The sequence below is a fragment of the Acidovorax temperans genome (assembly GCF_006716905.1).
GTDB lineage: Bacteria > Pseudomonadota > Gammaproteobacteria > Burkholderiales > Burkholderiaceae_C > Acidovorax > Acidovorax temperans.
In genome coordinates this window covers 573,158-592,314 of sequence record NZ_VFPV01000002.1, presented here as the reverse complement: position 1 = coordinate 592,314, position 19,157 = coordinate 573,158, and the positions used below count along the sequence as shown (strand labels likewise).

The 19,157-nt window shown below is 57.7% G+C and carries 13 protein-coding genes and 1 pseudogene; 8 read left to right on the top strand and 6 right to left on the bottom strand.

The window, feature by feature from the left end:
- Nucleotides 1-7 precede the first annotated feature (7 nt).
- From BDD18_RS10920 to BDD18_RS10900, 5 genes are all read left to right on the top strand, one after another.
- Complete coding sequence (locus tag BDD18_RS10920; RefSeq protein WP_142083214.1) at nt 8-1,522, top strand: SAVED domain-containing protein; 1,515 nt, start codon at nt 8-10, stop codon at nt 1,520-1,522.
- A gap of 167 nt (nt 1,523-1,689) precedes the next feature.
- A complete protein-coding gene (locus BDD18_RS10915) occupies nt 1,690-2,184 on the top strand; it encodes a DUF4062 domain-containing protein (protein ID WP_170207400.1) in 495 nt (164 codons plus the stop codon).
- Between the two features lie 12 nt (nt 2,185-2,196).
- Nucleotides 2,197-2,951, top strand: a protein-coding gene (locus BDD18_RS10910) for an IS5 family transposase (protein WP_142082746.1) whose coding sequence is annotated in 2 segments (ribosomal slippage) — nt 2,197-2,530 and nt 2,530-2,951 — 756 coding nt in all. Because the reading frame shifts where the segments join, the coding sequence is not laid out codon by codon here.
- 40 nt (nt 2,952-2,991) lie between these two features.
- Nucleotides 2,992-3,618, top strand: a complete 627-nt coding sequence (locus BDD18_RS10905; protein ID WP_142083210.1) for a hypothetical protein — start codon at nt 2,992-2,994, stop codon at nt 3,616-3,618.
- Between the two features lie 36 nt (nt 3,619-3,654).
- Complete coding sequence (locus tag BDD18_RS10900; RefSeq protein WP_142083208.1) at nt 3,655-5,457, top strand: alkaline phosphatase D family protein; 1,803 nt, start codon at nt 3,655-3,657, stop codon at nt 5,455-5,457.
- A gap of 122 nt (nt 5,458-5,579) precedes the next feature.
- Here BDD18_RS10900 and BDD18_RS10895 read toward each other — a convergent pair whose 3' ends face one another.
- Nucleotides 5,580-6,512 (bottom strand): IS5-like element ISAav2 family transposase, encoded by a 933-nt coding sequence (locus BDD18_RS10895; protein WP_142083206.1) that lies wholly within the window; start codon nt 6,510-6,512, stop codon nt 5,580-5,582.
- 14 nt (nt 6,513-6,526) lie between these two features.
- Nucleotides 6,527-7,072, bottom strand: coding sequence for an HAD family hydrolase (locus BDD18_RS10890; protein ID WP_142083204.1), 546 nt, complete (start codon nt 7,070-7,072; stop codon nt 6,527-6,529).
- A gap of 1,309 nt (nt 7,073-8,381) precedes the next feature.
- Here BDD18_RS10890 and BDD18_RS10885 point away from each other — a divergent pair.
- From BDD18_RS10885 to BDD18_RS10875, 3 genes are read left to right on the top strand one after another with little or no spacing between them, the layout of a single operon-like run.
- Nucleotides 8,382-10,478: a hypothetical protein gene (locus BDD18_RS10885; RefSeq protein WP_142083203.1), complete on the top strand. Its 2,097-nt coding sequence runs from the start codon at nt 8,382-8,384 to the stop codon at nt 10,476-10,478.
- Between the two features lie 2 nt (nt 10,479-10,480).
- Nucleotides 10,481-13,195, top strand: a complete 2,715-nt coding sequence (locus tag BDD18_RS10880) for a site-specific integrase (protein ID WP_170207399.1) — start codon at nt 10,481-10,483, stop codon at nt 13,193-13,195.
- Complete coding sequence (locus BDD18_RS10875; protein WP_170207398.1) at nt 13,192-14,004, top strand: hypothetical protein; 813 nt, start codon at nt 13,192-13,194, stop codon at nt 14,002-14,004. The genes BDD18_RS10880 and BDD18_RS10875 overlap by 4 nt, the downstream gene beginning before the upstream one ends.
- A 314-nt stretch (nt 14,005-14,318) precedes the next feature.
- On the opposite strand, the pseudogene BDD18_RS10870 reads toward BDD18_RS10875, so the two are convergent.
- The 4 genes and pseudogenes from BDD18_RS10870 to torT form a co-directional block, all read right to left on the bottom strand.
- Nucleotides 14,319-15,031, bottom strand: a pseudogene (locus BDD18_RS10870) (IS5 family transposase).
- A gap of 456 nt (nt 15,032-15,487) precedes the next feature.
- Nucleotides 15,488-16,522 carry an ABC transporter permease gene (locus BDD18_RS10865; protein WP_142083198.1) on the bottom strand — a complete coding sequence of 345 codons (1,035 nt, stop codon included), beginning with the start codon at nt 16,520-16,522 and terminating at the stop codon, nt 15,488-15,490.
- Nucleotides 16,523-16,530: 8 nt separating this feature from the next.
- A complete protein-coding gene (locus BDD18_RS10860) occupies nt 16,531-18,018 on the bottom strand; it encodes a sugar ABC transporter ATP-binding protein (RefSeq protein ID WP_142083196.1) in 1,488 nt (495 codons plus the stop codon).
- A 44-nt stretch (nt 18,019-18,062) separates the two neighbouring features.
- A complete protein-coding gene (torT, locus tag BDD18_RS10855) occupies nt 18,063-19,142 on the bottom strand; it encodes a TMAO reductase system periplasmic protein TorT (RefSeq protein ID WP_142083194.1) in 1,080 nt (359 codons plus the stop codon).
- Nucleotides 19,143-19,157 lie beyond the last annotated feature (15 nt).

Genomic DNA, 19,157 nt, shown 5'->3' with positions numbered 1-19,157 from the left:
GATCAACATGACCCAAGCTGTTGCTGTCCGCAGAGACGGAGATGCCTTTCAGGCCAGAATCTTCTGGCGCAAGGCCGCTTGCCTGCTGGACCCGAAGAGCCCGGTTGAGCAGGTGGGATTCGAGTCGGGCCCCAAGGGTTTTGACGATGTGTGGGTGGCCTACTCCGCCGACCGCGCGCCAAGCGACCATGAGGGGCAGCCGATCTTGCGGGAACACATCCAGTGCAAGTGGCACGTCTCAGTCAACGACTTCGGCCATGCTGACTTGGTAGAGCCGGAATGGATCAACGCCAACAAGTTCTCGCTGCTGCAGCGTGCCCGTGCCGCGCAGGTGGCGCATGCACCCGACGGAATCGGTGCTCGGTTCAAGCTGCTCACCAACTGGCGCATCGCTCAGTCTGACCCGCTGCGCGGCTACATCAATCAGAAGTCGAAGACGCTGCGCTTGAAGGACTTGTTCGACGGATCAACGGACCGCTCTACGGCCGGCAAGGTCAGAAAGCTCTGGCGTGAACACCTGGGCATTGACGATCAGGAACTCATGCTGTTGGCGCGGACGCTGTCGCTGGACACGGATTCCACGTCACTTGAGGATCATCGGGACAACCTGGACCTGCTGTTTGAGAACCGTGGTTTGCGCCGCATCCCCATAAGCGAGAGCAGCTTTGTGTACGACGACATCGCATTTCAGTGGCTTGCGCAAGGCAGACTGGACTTCAACCGGCAAACGTTTCGCGAAGCCTGCAAGCGTGAGGGGTTGTTGGATGGTGACGGTCGAGCCCATGTGGTGTTCGGCGTGAAATCGTTCGAGCACCCCTTCGATCGGCTGGAGGATCGTTGCACGGTAGTGCTTGATCTCATCCCGCACTTTGATGAGCGAGCCATCCGTGACCAAGCCGACTGGACAAAAACGCTCTATCCCAAGCTCAAAGGGTTTCTGCAGACTGCGGCCACTGGCAACCAACATCTCCGACTGATTCTTGACGCGCATATCACGCTGGCCTTCGCTGCAGGATCGGTGCTGAACATCAAGTCCGGTCGCAACGTCGAGATCGAGCAAAGAACCATTCATCGAAATGTCTGGCACTCGAACGACATGCCGCGCGATCCGTCTTGGCCAGGATGGCAGTTTGATGTGGAGCCCTTGATCGAATCCAACGGAGACATGGCTGTCGCCGTGTGCCTCACTCACGACGTGGTCCTGGCCGTGAAGGCACACGTCGCAGCGTCGCTGCCCCAAGTGGGTTCGTTGCTGATCGCGCGCCCTACATGCGGCGCCGGTGCGAAATCCGTCATTTGCGGCCAGCATGCGTTCGATCTAGCGGAGGAGCTGGCACTGCAGATCAACCAGCAGCGGCACATAAGCAGCACTCCGTTGCATCTCTTCATCGCGGCGCCCAATGCTTTCACGTTTTTCCTGGGACAGCGGCAGCCTGGTCTCGGCAAGACCACGCTGTACGAATACGACTTCGAAGGCGCGAACGGCGGGGGTTATCGACAGTCTTTGACGCTGCCCATCTGATGTGCGTAGGGGGTCAAGGCTCGGATGATCGTGTCCGTGCCATGTTCTTCTTGATGAACTCGCGTTGAGATGGCAGTATCCTTCAACGCATTGGCTCATCGCTAGCTGCGCATCTCTTCAAGGGAAATCCGTACTACTCCATGGCGACAAGTCGAAAACTTCGCGTAATGATCTCCAGCCGATGCGTGGATCTTTTTCCTGGACCCGGAGGAACGCCACTCACTGACGTACGGCGTGAACTCAAGAAGAGCATTGAGGCGGAAAAGCTCTTTGGCGCAAAGGCTTTCGAAGTCTGGATCAATGAAGACGCGGAAGCTCTTGACCACATGGAGAACAGCTGGGATGCCTGCCTGAAACAGGTTCGCGATTGCGACGTGCTGATCGTTCTTTTCAACGGTCACGCCGGGTGGGCAAAAGAGGCTGGTGACATCGGCATTTGCCACGCGGAGTACATCGAGGGCCTGAATACCTCAAGAAGCAAGGTTCGGCTAATTGAACTGCCCACATGCGCAGCGACGAGCGATGTGGCTCAGACTGATCGGAATGATCGCTTCAAGTTGTTCAAAGACAGCGAGTCACCGTTTCGGGGCGGGGTAGTTCCTCGGGAAGTCCCGGCACTAGGGTCTGTTGAGAATCATTCTGAGATGCGTGAATGGATGTGATGCAATAGGCGCATGAGCATTCGATGGGTACTGACAGACGCACAATGGGCCAAGATGGAGCCGCACTGCCTTGGCAAGCCAAGTGATCCGGGGCGCAGCGGCACAGACAACCGCCGCTTCGTTGAGGCAGTGCTGTGGATTGCCCGCACAGGCAGCCCCTGGCGAGACCTGCCGCCAGAGTTCGGCAAGTGGAACACGGTGTTCAAACGCTTTAGAGACTGGGTTAAGGCCGATGTGTTCCAACGTCTGTTCGATGCAGTGAGCGAGCAGCCGGACATGGAATATGCGATGGTGGATGCCACGATTGTGAAAGTGCATCGGCACGGCCAGGGGGCAAAAGGGGGACTTCGGGCCAGGCCATAGGCCACTCGAGGGGCGGCATGACCACGAAGATACTGGCGCTGACGGATGCATTGGGCAATCTGGTGAAGTTCGTCTTGATGCCAGGGCAGCGCCACGACACCAAAGGGGTCAGAGAGCTGATTGCCGATGTGCGCTTTGATGCCTTGCTTGCCGACAAGGCCTTCGATGTGAATTGGCTGATCCAGGAGTTGGGTAAGCGCGGGGCGCAGGTGGTGATCTCACAGATGCCCCGCAGGAGAGCGCCACTGGAGATTGACCTGGAGGTCTACAAATGGCGCCACTTGATCGAGAACTTCTTTTGCAAGCTCAAGGAGTTCAAACGTATCGCAATGCGCAGCGACAAGACGGATAGCAGCTTCGCAGCGATGATCTATCTCGCAGCTGGGGTTATCAACTCTCGGTAATTCTCAACAGACCCTAGTCAAAGCGGTTCACAAAGCACTGGTGGACGCTGTACTCGCACAGGCCCGCGAAGGTGGCAAAGGTACTGGAACGCTTCGTTCTGATTTGGGCGCGGCCTTGGAATGGAACAGGCTGGACTTCGCCGGACGGCGCGAGGTCATGCGTCAGGTTATCGGTGAAGCCTTAGGGCAGCGGACTGGCTCGCAAACGACCGCAGTCGGCACGGTTCTGCCCATTGACCACAAACCAACTTTGATCAAAGTCGATGCGGTCCCTGCCGCGTTCACTATCGCTGCAGCAAGAGAACCCATCGGGAGGCCCCATCTTCAGGATCATCTTTCTGCCCACGCGCTGCAGAAGGTAGGAGGTCCCGTGCATCTCATCGCATGTCACCGGTCTGTGACCGAGACCCAGGCAACCAACTTGTTGGGGTTTCCAGATGCCACCGTGGTGAGCAGCCCCTTTGGTATCTATGTGGCTGACGAGATTCAGAAAATGCAGTTCGTCTTTTTGGCGAACTGCCGGGATCCAAGTCAGACGCGTCACGCCGTACAGCGATTCCTGGATTGGCTGGAACAGTCAGGCGAAGGCAAGTATCTGGCCGAGCGTGCGCAGGCACGAGCGCGGATCGTCAAAGCCATTGCTCAAGAGCAGCGTCAGAAGGCTTGAAAGAAGTTCAACGAAAACCACGGAGGGACCACTTCAATGGCAACAAAAATTCTGCTTGGGCCCGTACTTTCGTTTCGGGGAGTCTCGCAAGGAAAGTGGAAAGTCAGTGCGCTCATCGGAATTGATGAGGGCGACAAAGCACCCAAAGTCATCGTCGATGGGAAGGCTGCGCCAAAGAGCAAGGTGTTGCTCAAACATGGAGGACGCCAATACCTGCGCTACGACCTGACAACGGATCAAGGGAATCAAGAGCGCAAGGTTGAGTACACGATTGGAGGCGTAGACGAGGTATGGCACTTCACTGTGCCAGGACAAAACTATGCACCTCGCATGGCCTATGTGTCGTGCAATGGCTTTTCGGACCCCAGCAGCATCCGCAAGCTGATCAAGGGTGAAAACGCCGTCTGGGCGGATCTGCTGTGCAACCACGACAAGCAGGTGCGCCCTGCGGGCTACATGCTCGACAAAGAGCAGCTTTGGCATGAGTCGAGGACCCACGACAAGAATCTACAGCGCTTCCACTTGCTGTTGATGGGAGGAGATCAGATCTACTTTGACTCAATCTGGGAAGACGTCAAAGAGCTCAAAGGGTGGATTGGCCTCTCCAGGGAGCAGCAGTTGGTTTTCCCCGTTGACCCCGAGCTGGAGGCGAGGATTGAGGACTACTACCTCAACCTGTACGCCGACAGATGGCTACCCAAAGAGCGAGGCACTTGGGGTGGTGAGACGAAGCCGCTTGATGCAGCGCAGGCTATGGCGCGGACTCCCACAGTGATGATGTGGGATGACCACGACATCTTCGATGGCTGGGGTTCCTACAGCTGCGAGATGCAGCACAGTCCACTGTTTCAACGACTCTTCCATCATGCACGACGAGCATTCTGGGTATTCCAGATGCAGCATGCGGCTGACAGCCTCCCTGATCTTGTGCCAAGGGATGACGTTCAAGTCAGGGCGAATGACCCGCTCTTCAAGAAAATTGCGTGGACGGAAGCACTCAAACGAGATGCCCTCGCGTTGCCTCTACTGGATCTCCAACCCGGTTTCAGTTTCGCGCACGCTATCGGGCCCGTGCAGCTGCTGGTAGCCGACCTGCGAACCGAACGCTCGCACGAGCAGGTATTGGGACCGGACACATGGACTGCGATGAAGGCCTGGCTTAAGCAGATTCCAGAGAACGGGCGCAAGCACCCAGGCGAAGGTTGCCAGCACTTGCTGTTTATGTCGTCCGTCCCGGTTGTGCACCCGAAGCTATCGCTTGCGGAAGCATTCCTGGACAACTTCGGCTCCGATCATGTTCTGGATAGCAGTGCAGATGACCTGAAGGATCACTGGACGCACGACGACCATGAGGGCGAACGTCTACGCCTGCTCGAAACGCTGTTCGCGACTGCAAAGGCCAAGCAACTCAGAGTGGCCATCGTCTCAGGAGACGTGCATGTGGCGGCCCACGGAGTCGCCTACCGCAAAGACGTGAGCCCCCAAGACAACTGGGCCCAGATTCAGCAGTTCACATCAACGGCTGTGGTTCATCCGTCGCTGGTATCTGTGGCAGAGCGACTGTTCTTTCATGTCTTGGACAACGTGGGCAGGATCACGCAAAACTTGGATGTAAACACCAGTGCAGAGATGCTGATTTTTCCGCAGTCGAACCGGAGGGTCTTGGCTGCCCGAAACTGGCTTGCTCTCGAATTAGATATTGGTGGGGCCAATGCCGCTGGCTCCAAGCTCTGGGCCACCTGGCGATGCGAAACAAAAGATGGGGTGTCGAATCACCTGATGGCTGTTGAGCCATCTGTGGTGCCTAGCAATGGCGTTGCCGGTAAGGCAGTCCCTTGAACGCGTCGTAGTAAAGGCGTTCCAGATTCGATCTGGTTTTGTAATGTTGGGGCGCACAGCCTGAAAAGGGCTTTGTTGCATAAATCGGCTATAGGCCAAGGCATCCCCAATCCCAAAAAGATTTACGCAGCAGCGACCGTCTGGGGTGTGCCCAGAGCGGTAAATTGATTGAGGATTGAAGCTCGGATGTGCAGCTCGGTCACCTGGCGCTCAAACGTCCTGGCCATGACCTTCTCGCCCAGGCGCTTGAAGCAATTCATCTTGGTCTCCACCAGTGACCTTCGGTGGTAGCCGCTCCAGCGTTTCCAGATAGCCCGCCCCAACTGCCTACACGCCTTGACCGCTTCATTGCGGTGAGCAAATGCCAGCCCTTTGCGCAGCTTCGCTCCTTTGCGCGGCGGGATGATTGGAATGGCTCCCCGCAGGTAGCACGCCTTATGTACATCCTGCGTGTCGTACGCCCCATCACCGGTAAAGCTAGCTATCTCTTCATTGCTTGGAATTTGACCTAGCAGGTCTGCTGCCATGGGCGAGTCGCCCACTTCATTGGTTGTTACTGCGATGGCCCGAATCTGCAGTGTCTGGGCATCAATACCCAGATGCACCTTGCGCCACTGGCGGCGCCGCTGTGCGCCGTGCTTTTTGGTTTTCCACTCACCTTCGCCCAAGAACTTGATGCCCGTGGAGTCGGCCAGCATGTGCAAGCCTTTGTCACTTGCACGGTAGCGCACCTGCACATCCAAGCTCTTTTGCCTGCGACACACCGTGCTGTAGTCGGGCACTGGCCAATCCAGGCCTGCCATACCCAATAGCGACTCAACCAGGCCCAGTGTCTGGCGCAAGGGCTGGCCAAACAAGCACTTGATGGCCAGGCAAAACTGAATGGCCGCATCTGAGAATTTTTGGCAACGACCACGCTTGCCCGTGGGCTGAGCTAGCCACTGCATATCCCTATCGAGCCAAATGGTCAGCTCACCTCGCGCCTTCAACGCTGCGTTGTAAGCCTTCCAGTTCGTTGTGCGGTACTTAACCCGACCCCAGCTCGTCTCTCTCATCTCCCGAGCCTACATCAGCTGCGACCGGCATTTGTGCAACAACGCCGAGTTGACCCACGGCATATCAAAGCGAGGTGAGTGCTAGGTTTGATGCCCTTGAAGTACGGCAAATAGTCGTCCACGAAAGCCGCAGCACCCAACTGCTCTATAGCAGCAGCTTTGGGACTGCGATCCCCTGTGGAGCGTCCTGTTGCAATCACCCGTTCGATGGGGAATCCAGCATCCCGCAGATTCTGTAAACGTGCGTTCTGGAACTGCGGGCGCAGCGCTGTGACACACACGAGGTTGAATCCAGCATCGTGCAATCGGTGGCAGGCTTGCACTGCATGCTCAACGGCAGGAATCGTGGACCAGAACTGCTCATCCATGCAATCCTTGAAAATTGAGAGCCTCTCACCATCCAGCGCCTCGACTTCCCAGCGGTCCAAGGGCCAATATGCATTCTTGTCCAACTCCTTCGGGAAATACCCAAAAGCACGTTCCCAGAGGTGCGCATAGGCCAGACTGTAGTCCAGCAGGACGCCGTCTGCGTCCAGTGCGATGAGAGGACGCGTCTTCATCTGGTTTGTGCCTCACGCAGTTTGGAGAGGTGACGGATGTTCATGGGGAAGATATTACGGGAGCGCGTCGAGAAGTTCCAGCGCTGCCAGGCTACGTAGACAACGTAGCAGGCCTTCATTCTCCTACGGCCGTTTGCTGATCGGCCATCGCAAGCCCATCTGCTGCTGACCTGTCTGTTTCGCTGAGTGACTGCGCCGCCAAAACAGCTTGATCGAGCAGCAGCTAGCTCGGTCGTACACAAAGTCCGGAAACTCTTTTGAATCGCCCCAAGGCGATTCACTTTGAGGCGCAGCGGACGTCAGATTTACAGAATTAGCTGACAGCAACCAACCTTGAAGAGTAAGTCACTAAAGTAAAACGTGCCAAATCTACCCAATGGTCGCAATAGTGATCGGCTGAATCCGCGTGGGCACAACGCGGGCACAGAGTGGGCACAACTTGGGCACAAACAAAAACGCCCACTGAAAAGTGGGCGTTTACTGTTAGCGAGAACCGCTATTTTGTTGGTTGCGCGAGAAGGATTTGAACCTCCGACCTGGGTTATGAGTCGAAATAAACCATTGCATACCTGCATTGGTCTTGGATGTGCTAATTGGGCTTTAAACAGTTAAAAATCATACGAATCAATGACTTATTCCGTGACAGCGTCTATCACTTGAACCCGATCGAGCCCATGCCTGTCACAGCAGCGCCCCCAAAAAGCCCCCACCCCCTGCGAACAGTTTCTGACCATTGGGTTTGAATGGAGTTGGCGTGCGCCCTGGGCAATAGCGGTCCGGAATTCAAAAATTCGGCTGCGTCAACGATCTTCGCGCTCTGAAGTCGCCCGAGCAAATTTCGCGCTGTGCTGCGATACGCGTTACCAATTGCACATCAGCAGAAAAGTGTCGTAAGATATTTCACGTGTCACTTGTCAATATGCAAGTCGTAGGTAGCCAAGGAGACATTCTTGCTGCTTATTTCCTAGGCTAGGAAGCGCACCGAGCTGACGGACGATTCAGCCGTTTAATTTCACCGGCGCTCCAACGCCGGTTCAAGAAAGCCCTCGCCAGGGCAACCGCGTCACTGCGGTTTATTAATTTGGCACGTCACCCGTGCCATTTTCAAGACTCGCTGGCCTCACCGCCATCGCGGGTAAACCTGTGATCCAGGTTTCTAAACGCCCCTCGCGGCGACGCGCTGCACGCCCTCGGCGCAATTCCCCTCTGACGCGGTTCTGGTCCCGCTGCGCTTTGCATTGACCAATTCCTGACTGCCCGGGCGTGGGGTGGGTCGTTTTCGTCCGCAATTTTTTGAGGAGAAGGCCCCATGACGACTTTCATTTTTTCCGACCTAGAACCGGTGGCGCGACTACGCTCCGCCATCCCCGAAACCTGCCAACCAATGCTCGATCAGTTGTTTGGCATGGTGCCCCTGCCCCCCGATCAGCCTTCATGCGCGACGGCAACCGCTACCTTGGCCAAGTGCTTGGTGGACTATGCAGAGACCATTGCCAACTCACGTCCATTTTTTTTGGAATGGGCAGGAGCCGCGCAATGCATCCACGACAGCGTGTCAACCCATACGCATCAAATTCAGGGCATGGTGCCATCCGCACCGCTGACCGGGCGGCTCGCTGAATTCCCGGCACTTGCCTTGTTGCTCACTCTCAGGGACGAGCACCTGCCACTTCGGGTTGCGCTTGGCGCCGAAGTTGCCCGGTGCCTGCTGGAGCAGACCGAGCTCAAACAGGACTACTGCGTTGCGCTACGTCGGGACACCGTCAGGTATGGTCGCCCTCAGCCCGGCGAAGTTCGCACGCCGGAGGATTTAGCCGAACTGGGTTTTGGGCGCGGCTGGTTGGTGCGTTTTCATAAAACTGATGCGCAAGTGCGCCGCCGCGTGGAACTGGACGAGTTCGGCCCGCGCCGTCCGCCGCATGCTCATCCTCACCATGTACTGGATTTGCTCGCCAGGTTGCGCTGGCGTCTTGATTACCCGAACCCCAAACACCGCCAAGCGGCTATTGACGACAGTCACCTCCCTCTCGCGCATTACCGACGTGCTGCGACGATGCTGCGCACACGGGTCGAAGCAAAAGATGGTGCCGCAGTCATACAGTCACTGGAGCTGCTTGTGAACTTGCCGCCGTTGCTAGTGCTAAGCCTGCCATTGGTGACGGGGTACCGACCATTCAACATCCTCGGCATCTGCGTCCGGACGGGGTGCCTGCTACTCAATCTGCGTGCCCTGTTTCCACACCGGGCCCAGCCGCCAATGGCGACTGCACACCTTTTTAAAGTCAGCGGCGATATCGTGGTTCTGCCTCTACCCGTCTTTCTGGCAGAGGAGATACAGCGGCGCAGCCAAATCTATCCGCAAGCGGTGCTACTCGGGGACTTGGTGGACTGGGTGCGGGTAGATCCACGAAACTCGCTGATTCCACACGAATCCTGCAAGCTCCACGCCTCCCTGGCCCGTGCTAGCAAGTCCACCGGCGCCATCTCACTGGCCCTAGGCAACGACCGGCTTGTGTCCGCCTGCTTAACCACAGACTTTTCCCTGATCGGTTCGGCACGTATGTACTACGCCCGTCTGACGGGCCGGGAGATTCACACTGGCTGCACGAGGCTCTATGGAGGCATGGGCTGGGGTATGCCAAACATGGAGGCTGAACAACTGCCACCTCTCGGCTCGCGCGCCTCCCTGCATCTCGATGGAGTCAAGCATTTGTTTTCCGCACTGGCTGAGGCTGTCACAGCTTCTCTGCCAGGACGAAACGCACATGCGCTCCGCCTACTTGAACACCATATTCATTTCACCCGTTACTCAGCTGCGCTGATCAGCTTTTGCGCTGGACTACGCGAAGTTCAGTGTTATCGCCTGCTGGCAGAGGAGTTGTTATATGGGCAGGATCAAATCGTGGTGCACGACAAGCAGGGTGGGGATGTACTCATGGCTCAGCCTGCCCTGCTCAACGCGCAGGTCAGGGAGCAGATTTGCCTCTATGCTGCACACGCCAGGGCTCTGGTGCAACGTCTGCAACGGCTTAATGACCGTCACGGGCTCCTGCTCGCACAAAGACTGCGTATTGCCGTAGAGGGCACGGGTCCGCTTTTTCTGACACTCAGCCCCAGCGGGGCGGTCCATGCAGCAGGCGCACATTTCACCTGGCGGGAGATGCCGGAGTCCATCAGGGTGCCACCCAATGTCGGCCGACACTTCTGGCAAAACGTGCTGCGTGAGCGCGGGCTGAGCTCACGGGACATTGATAGCTTCATGCGCCATCGAGTTGTGGGCCTGGAAAGGAACACCAACTCCCAGGTCTGCGTCCCTCATCAAGCGCTCGGTCGCATCGAGGCAACCCAACTGGTCGTCATGCGGGAAGTCGGCATCCAAGCCCTGGCTGGGTTGCGAAGGGAGTAATGATGAATCAGGCAAAACCGCGCCGATCTTCATTCAAGCGTGCGCTTTTCATCCCGGACCTCAGCCGGCGCATGCACTTCCTGCAACCTCAAAATCTCGGCAACATCAGCCATCAGTTCGGGGACTTTCAGTCCTGGGTGATCTCCTCGAGCGTGCGAGAGCTAGAACCGGCAGGCCTGACACTGGCATGCCTGATTGCATTTGATGGCATCGCCAGCGACACCGAACTGCAAGCCGCATACGCTGCCTGCCAGCAAGCCCGCAGATTCGAGACTGCAGTGCGGTTGGACTGGAAAATTGGCTCCCGTCATGACGCCCGCCACCTGAGCGTCTGGACCACTCTGGCACTGGCTCGGGTACAGGAGTGGCAACCGTATGGGTTGGCCCGCGAACATCTCATGGGCGTGTTGAGCGCCCGCGCCCTCAAAAGCGGTGTTGTCTCACCCCTAGAAACAATCTGGGAACAGCTCCTCACAACTGCCATGGGTTGGTTGCAGAATCACCTGCCGCCAGTTCTGTACGGCCATGTGAGCGGTGCAGATCCCTTAAGCGCCACGCCGCGCAGCGCGCTGGCTCGGGCGCAAACAAGGCGGGCGCTGTTGCCCGAAGAAGTCGATCCGGAGCCACAGGGCACGACCTCTTACCCGGTGTACGAACGCGCCTTTGAAGCCGCCCTTCTTGGGCGTCCTGCCTCGGTTCGCAGCGGCGCCACTTTCATCCGTCAACTTCTTGCGGCACTGCGTCCGCCGACCAAAGGATCAAATGTCAGCAAGCGTGAAGAGATCCTGCGTCGGATGCATTCACTGGCCGCCAGCCTAGACGATGCAGACGAAGCATGTGCCGTCCTTCATGCGTTTGCCCTGGACCTCGTCGAGCGTGGTACCAAGCGCAAGAAAAATCTGGCGTCCACCACACCGTCGGACTACCTGAACGCTTTGGCCGATGATTTTCATGTGGCTCTCAATGAAGTTCGGTTGTATGGCATCAACGAAACAACTTACGCTGAAATTTTCCGCAAGTTAGTGAACGGCAGCGCAACCATGGGTCCCGCCCGCATCGCAGCGCTGAAGGCACTTCACCAATTCCTGCGTGCCTGGTGGCAAGTGCCGCCACTTCCGACCGGCCTACTCCAAGTCGAGGTCGAAGCCAACGTCCGTGCCAACTTGGTCTGGCCGCACGAAAAGGAGCGGCTGCGGGAATGGCTAGCTGGCGATGCACAAGCAGACCGCTTTGTGGCCCAGCTGGGTGCCGCCCTGGAAATTGTCGGCAATGCGCCCGTGCGCATTGGTGAACTCTTGGTGCTGCGCATTGGCAATGTTCTTGACGAAGGGGATCATCTGGTGGTGGAAATCGCACGCGAGCTGCGTGACGGCCGAGAGAAGTCACGTGAGGGCCGGCGCCGAGTGACGGTCCGCGACATCACTGCGATGGCGATCGTAAGGACTTGGCTCGCGCGACGTGCGGCAGAACTTGCCACCCATGAAGACTATCTGTTTGGGCAACCAGATCGGCCAACGGAGTTGGCGCACTCTGGCAGGATGTATTTCTGGCTGAATCAGCTGCTTAAAACAGTCACCGGGGACGAGAGCATCAGCCTGCATGCCTTTCGCCACAGCTATGCCAGCCAACGCCTGGCCGCAATACTGCTGCAGGAGAACGACGATGAAGTCAATCCACTAGATCGATTGGCCAACGAAGTCGGCCACATCGGTGGGCATGTAACTGCCGTGCACTACTGCCATATCTACGAGCCTGGTCTCAGGCATTCCATCGACGTAGCACTCGAACGTCTGCCACTGGACTATGTCGGAACGTCGGCCTGGACGGGGGTGGCGCCCGAGACGCTGCGCCAACGCGCAAGCCGCGCCACCAGGCGCGGCGGCTTTACTGCGGAAATTCTTCGAACATCACTGACCGACGTAGCCCTGCGCATTCCTCTTTCTGCCATCAGCGATTCAATCGCAATGACAGTGCCGGCCAATCCGCTGCCGCCGCCGCAGTCGCATGCGCTTACATATGCCCAGGTCGTGGGAGTACTTCGCGAAATCGCAGCTGGTCTCTCGACGCAACAAGTTGGCCTGCGCCATGCGGTGCCCCATCAGCAGGTTGTCCGGATTGTTGAAGCCGTCGGAGATTTTGCAGAACGCCACGGCAAGAGGACGCCCTCAATGCTGGATGCCCTCAGCCATGGCATGCAAGCGCTGCTTGAATCATCAGGACGCTTGCTGGGAATGCGCCCGGACTTCGCCCGGCTCTCGCAGCGGCGCTGGCTTCAACTGACGGATGTGATGGGAAAGATTGAATTCTTGCGGTTGCAACGAGCGACCAGCTACTGGGAGCGTGCCGTTGACGACCAACATCTGGCCGTGCGCCCTGGATCGGAGTGGGAAAGTTTCATGGGGTTACTCGCAGACTCGGGCATCAACCGCAGTCTCATGTCCCTGCACTGGTCATCGACCGACCAGCGGCAGAGTGAGATCAGCGACGCTCTTGCACGTGCACAAGAGACCGTGCGATTTCAGCTGGGCGCTTCGTTCGCTCAGGTGCGCCATACCCATCGCCATGGCCGCCCTCCCATCTGGCTGGTCATAAGTTCCGATGGGGCCCTACGCAATAGAAATGGCAGTGCGAACTCAATCATCGGGCTGCACTGCGCGTTCCTGGCCGCGTGGGCGTGGCTACGTGTTGCTGACCTCGAAGGGAGCAAGTATCAATGACTCAATTCATGGCAATGAAAGTAATGGAGTTGGAGATTCCTGGATTGCCTGACCTTTTTGATGAAATGCAGCTGCGACAGCGAGCTCAAGCGGTGATCTCAGACCTTGAGAGGCTGGTTGAGGTAGACCGCTTTCTGCTGTACACCACCCTGACCTATCGCTACTGCCTGCGCAACAAAAAATCGGGGGAGCCTCTGATCGTGTTGGTGCTTGAACTTGCACCGCGACCCCAGCAACTGCTGGACTTCGTACCGGAAGAAAACTCTCTCGGCACACGGGAAAAGAACATGCTCGCAGACCGGCAGCGCCTGCGGCACGCATGGCAGGAATTGCCAGTTCACAACACGCAGGCTGTCATTGCCCTCGCGCAGCGCATGCAAGCGGGATTTCTGGATTTATCGGATGGAGCTTTCGCCCCCAAGACAAAAAAACAACTGAATGCGCTGGTCAGTGCACGCCACCGCCACTGGAATGGCCATCTTTCCGAAGATGATCCTTGGCAGATGGAGCTTCCGACGCTGCCTCGATACGAGTGGCGTCGTGAATTGTTTCACGTGCGCGCCAAGCTTTTTCGGGAACGCAGAGGGTTCACTTTAAAACTTCTGAACCGAACAAGCTTGCCTTCCCAATTGCGGGCTGCTCGCACTCTGCGAATGCCGGACCGGCCGCCGAAGCTTGAAGATGCCAGCGCCTTGGACAGAGCGGAGTACACGGGCACGCCTGTCGATCTGGTGATTCGCGTCGGATCCATTCTCGGAAGCGAACTCATATGCGTGGCAGATTTTGTACGCTTGGCAGATGCGAAGTGATCCTGCGGATGAAACACCCATGACGCCTGTCATATGATGCCCATAGACCCCCTCCAACCCCCAACCGCATTCACCGGGAAACTACCAGTCGCTTACTCGAAGATCTGCTTGCGAACAACGCGCACGCCCGCCATGGGGCCCTGGCGCACGCGCTCAAAGTAAGACTGGCACCGGGTTGCGCGCAGGCTGCCACCACCTGAGCGCGGCCTATTAATAATCGCTATCTGAAGTTATTTGACGTAGCTCGTCACGGCGCTTTAGCAACAACCTAATTGAATCGTCGGTTTCTTTGTTGGCCTAGGGTCTGTTGAGAATTACCGAGAGTTGATAACCCCAGCTGCGAGATAGATCATCGCTGCGAAGCTGCTATCCGTCTTGTCGCTGCGCATTGCGATACGTTTGAACTCCTTGAGCTTGCAAAAGAAGTTCTCGATCAAGTGGCGCCATTTGTAGACCTCCAGGTCAATCTCCAGTGGCGCTCTCCTGCGGGGCATCTGTGAGATCACCACCTGCGCCCCGCGCTTACCCAACTCCTGGATCAGCCAATTCACATCGAAGGCCTTGTCGGCAAGCAAGGCATCAAAGCGCACATCGGCAATCAGCTCTCTGACCCCTTTGGTGTCGTGGCGCTGCCCTGGCATCAAGACGAACTTCACCAGATTGCCCAATGCATCCGTCAGCGCCAGTATCTTCGTGGTCATGCCGCCCCTCGAGTGGCCTATGGCCTGGCCCGAAGTCCCCCTTTTGCCCCCTGGCCGTGCCGATGCACTTTCACAATCGTGGCATCCACCATCGCATATTCCATGTCCGGCTGCTCGCTCACTGCATCGAACAGACGTTGGAACACATCGGCCTTAACCCAGTCTCTAAAGCGTTTGAACACCGTGTTCCACTTGCCGAACTCTGGCGGCAGGTCTCGCCAGGGGCTGCCTGTGCGGGCAATCCACAGCACTGCCTCAACGAAGCGGCGGTTGTCTGTGCCGCTGCGTCCAGGATCACTTGGCTTGCCAAGGCATTGAGGCTCCATCTTGGCCCATTGCTCGTCTGTCAGTACCCATCGAATGCTCATGCTCCTATTGCATCACATCCATTCACGCCTCTCAGATTGATTCTCAACAGACCCTAATGCAGCCGCCGCACTGGCGGTACAGGGTCACGGCGCCGTGGCTCCGCTACCAATGGCCGCACAGGTTGAGGAGCTACTGGCGCCATAAGCCAACTCCACCTCGAACGCGCGCATACGCCAAAGCAGGCTGCTGCATCTGCCTTGGAACCTGCTGAAACGATGGAAGAGATTGTCTAATCTTACTGTGTCATAAACGTAGTCGGATGTTAACCGTGGCGCAATGCGGGCAATATCCCAAGGCGCGTACCAGTGTGACGCTCAACTCAAGACACAGCGTGTTGGCGCCGATTCAAAATTGACCATCCGCCTTCAGATGGTCAAATTTCGGTCGGCGTCAACAGCCAAGCCCAACCAGCGTTACTGGTCGGCACGCATCAATCTATGTCGCACTTGATCGGCCACGACAGCCACAATTAGCAGCACACCTAGCACCACCATCTGCATGTAAGACCCGACGTTGGTCAGGTTCATGCCGTTCTGGACTAAGCCGATAAAGATGGCGCCCAACACGACATTCTCAACACGCGCCACACCCCCACGCAGGCTTACGCCAGCGATTACACAGGCAGCAATTGACTCCAACGCGATGCTTGCCCCCAGGTTGGCTTCCCCAGAATCGACCCGAGCGGTCAGCAGCAGACCGGCTACGGACGCCAAAAGTGCACACAAGACGTAGGCCAGCAGATACGTACGTCGAATAGATATGCCAGACAGGTTGGCTGCTTTGCTGTTTCCACCTACCGCTAACAGGTGAATCCCGGTCGCTGTACGGTTCATCAGCACCATCATGAGCACGAAGATGGCTATCACTACCCAGACAGGCATCGGTAGGCCGAGCACCACACCAAAACCTAAGGTTTCGGAAAACATGGGGGGCAAACCCGACACTGGAACACCGCCAGTCAATGCCAGGGCGATACCCAACCCTATCGACTGCACACCCAGCGTCATGATGAAGGGCGAAACACCAGCCACCGCAACACCCAAGCCGTTGCACAGGCCAAGCAGTAGCCCGGCCATCAGACCGGCACCACAACCTAAGACAATGGAAACAATGGCGGTGCTTTCAGGCCCAAGACTTGTCATCACTGTCGCCGAAACGACCGAGGTCAATGCGATGACTGTGCCTACTGAGAGGTCGAATCCCCCCGTTGCCAGCGCCAACATCTGGCCAAGTGACACCAGGATCAGGTAGACAGACTGCCGCAACAGGTTGAACAGGTTGTCTGCAGTCAGAAACTGTGGCGACTGCAGGGCGAATATGGCGACTGCCGCAGCGAGCAAAAAAGGCAGAACGCCCAGCCGCAGGAACAGCCTGAGCCACCAGGACTGCCGGGGTGCCTTTGTCTCACCTTGTGGGGTGGCTGACTGGAGGTCGGGTGTGGAGCGCATGGTGGATATCAATGACGTTGGAAGAAAAGACCCAGCACCTTGGATTCGCAAATCGCGTCGCCGGTGAGTTCACCGGTCACTCGACCAGCGCACATGACGTAGGCGCGGTGGGCAAGATGAAGCACTTCAGGGAGGTCTGACGAAATGACAACCACTGCCGCGCCACTTTCGCAAAGGCTCTTGATCAAACGGTAAAGGGAGGCCCGCGTCCCGACATCGACACCCACGGTGGGTTCGTCGAAAACGTAGACCATCGCATCCTGCACCAGGCCCTTGGCGAACATGACCTTTTGCTGGTTGCCGCCAGACAGCAAGCCGACGGCGCGTGTCATGTTGCGTGGCGCCAATTCAACGCGCTTGGAGGCCTGCTCCGCCAGCCCGAGACGGCGGCGCAGATTGAGCAACCCCCATCGGCTGCGGTGCTTGCGGTCGCGGCTGTCCAACACGATGTTGGCATTCGACTCGAACCCCAGCACCAGACCTTCGGACTTGCGGTCGGGTGGCAAGTAAAACATCCCGGCCTTGAGCATCGCCGCTGGCGACGCATGGGTGGTGAGCTGGCCACCAAATCGAATGTGGCCTTGGGTCACCTGTTCCAGGCCATAGACGGCGCGCATCAGTTCGGATTTGCCTGAGCCCACCAAGCCAGCGATACCCAACACCTCGCCCTTGCGCACCGTGATGTTGGCGTTGCGAACACCGCCGACCGTACTCACGTTTTGCAGCTCGATCACGGTATCGCCTGGGGAGGACGTGATGTCCGGATACAGCTGCTGGACGTCCCGACCCGTCATCATTTCAATCAGCGCGTCGTGGGAAACCTCGCCAGCTTTGACTGTGCCGATGCACTTGCCGTCGCGCAGCACCGTGATGCGATCAGCGATCAGGTCGATCTCTTGCATCCGATGCGAAATGTAGATAACGCCCACACCGTCTTTGCGCAATCTGCGCACCACGTCGAACAGCTGTTCGGTTTCCCGCTCGGTGAGCGAAGCCGTGGGCTCATCCAGTATCAGCACCTTGGGCCGTGTTCGGAGGCCTTTGGCAATTTCGACCATTTGCTGTTCAGAGCGGGCAAGCGATGAGACTTTGCGGTGTTCGTTGATCTGGAAACCGAGCGAGTCGAGCAAAACCCTGGCCTGGCGGTGGACACTGGCGCTGTCAAGCCAGCCGAAACGGGTTGGTTCATCACCGAGAAAGAGGTTCTCGCCCACCGTCAGGGTGGGAACCAGTGAGAACTCTTGGAAGACGGCACAAATGCCGTGGGCACGTCCGTCTCTGACCGAACGAAGCTGTATCGCTTGGTCTTCAAGTCGAACGGCACCACTGGATGGTGTGTTGGCACCCGCCAATATGGAGATCAACGTCGACTTGCCGGCGCCGTTTTCTCCGAACAACACATGGACTTCGCCACGAGCCAGCTCGAAGTCGACACCGTCCAGGGCGCGAACGCCTGGGTAAATTTTGGTGAGATCAGTGGTCTGGAGAAGGGGCATGGTAGATGGATCGCGTGGCGCCGTAGCGCCACGAGAAACAGTCGTCACTTGACGTTGAACACGGGTTTGAAGGCGTTGGGGGGCAGGATGTTGTCCTGCTTTACGGACTTGATGTTGGCGCTGTCAACCACAAAGATCTTGGGGCCCACATGGCGCGTGACGTCCTTGCCTTCCAGCAGGCGCACCGCTTGGTCGATCGCGATGCGACCCTGAATCACCATGGAGTCGGCCGGTGCAGCCAGGATGCGGCCACGCTGGATGCCGTCGTAAACACCCGGCGTCATGTAAAACGACAGCAGTTTGACCTTCTTGTCGAGCTGGCGTGCGCGAACAATACCGACCGCAGCCTCTGCGGTGACGGCGGTACCGGCGATGTAGGCCACGTCCGGGTTGCCTTGAAGAACGTCTTCCACCATTTTGGCTTGGACTTCCTTGCCGGTGTCACCGAACTTGGGCTCCAGCACTTGCACAGCGCTGCCCTTGACCGCTTCCATGAAGCCCTTGTGCGCAGCCTCCACCCAGGCCGCGCCTGCTGGCCCCGGAAACCAGCCCACCTTGACCGCAGGGCTGCCGGCGGGATGCTTCTGCGCCAGGTACTCGCCCGATGCCTGGCCCATGGTGTAGAAGGACACCAGCGATTTGGCCGAGATGTCGGGCGAGTTGATGCCGTTGACCACATCGATGACCGGCACATTCTTGGCCGCAACGCTCTTGATGACGTTGTCGAGACCGTCGCCCGAGATGGCACCAATGACCACCGCCTGCGCACCACGTGCGACGCAGTCTTCGATCTGAGAAATTTGCTTGCTGAGGTTGGTGTAGCCGCCGGCTTCAACCAGTTGCATCTCCACGCCCAACCGTTTGGCCTCTTCGGCCACGCCGTAGTTCACACCCAGCCAGTAGGCATCCTTCATGTGCGGGACGGACACGCAGATGCGCCATTTTTTGCTTGCCTTCGGCAGCGGCGTGTAGTCAATCGGCTTGCGAGTGCCGGTGGCCGAGAAAGCGGGCTCAGTGACCTCAGCCTGGTACGGGAACCATTGAGCCTGAGCGGCCTGTGCAGCCAGTGCGGTGGCCAATGCCACAGCGGCCATGGCAAAACGGTGAGAGGTGATGCGCTTCATAGACTCTCCTGATAG